Source organism: Methanosphaera sp. WGK6 (assembly GCF_001729965.1).
Taxonomy (GTDB): Archaea; Methanobacteriota; Methanobacteria; order Methanobacteriales; family Methanobacteriaceae; genus Methanosphaera.
In genome coordinates, this window is sequence record NZ_JRWK01000034.1 from 1 (window position 1) to 693 (window position 693).

Annotated in this window: 1 tRNA gene and 1 rRNA gene; both read right to left on the reverse strand. The window is 32.8% G+C overall.

Annotated elements, in window-relative coordinates:
- Positions 1-147 (reverse strand): 23S ribosomal RNA (locus NL43_RS08390); the annotation flags it as partial.
- Between the two features lie 418 nt (positions 148-565).
- A tRNA-Ala gene (locus NL43_RS08085) sits at positions 566-639 on the reverse strand.
- Between the last annotated feature and the right edge of the window lie 54 nt (positions 640-693).

Here is a 693-nt window from a genome sequence, read left to right on the forward strand (position 1 = left end):
TCCGATAAAGGATATTAAGAATCTCATTCGGCAATCCCTGGTTCAACGGATGCATGCTCCTCGCCAAGGCTTATCGCAGCTTGCCACGACCTTCATAAGTTAATCTTGAGCCTAGCCATCCCCCAGATGGCATAAGTATAACACAAAATTTCATGTTATATGTTAGCGACAAAAAAACAATTATATATTTGTTTTCCTATCTGTAGTAGATATTAACAATTCAAACAAAGCAAAATATAAGCAAATCTTATCATATTTATAAGTAAACCATTCTAGTCTAAAATACTATTCTTCATTATTTACACAAACATCTAATTAACTATAGAAATTTACTTAAGATCATAGTCTTTTTCAATCAATACTCTAGTTAGTTAGTGCCAGTAATGAACTTCATATTAAAAAATGTTTTTTTACAATGCTTATACTGGATAGTACATATGAACGATGATTAAAGTTATTAAATTAATTATATTAGTATTAAAATAATTTTCATCTCTTCACTTAACGTCTTCTTAAACGTAAGCTGCATATTAAATAATCATCTTCTATTTTTGTATAGAAGAAATGGACCCACCGGGATTTGAACCCGGGGCCTCCGGCTTGCAAAGCCGGCGCTCTCCCAGTCTGAGCTACGGGCCCAGATGACATATGTCAATGTATTGTTAAACACTCGTGTTCTTTATATTGTATTTT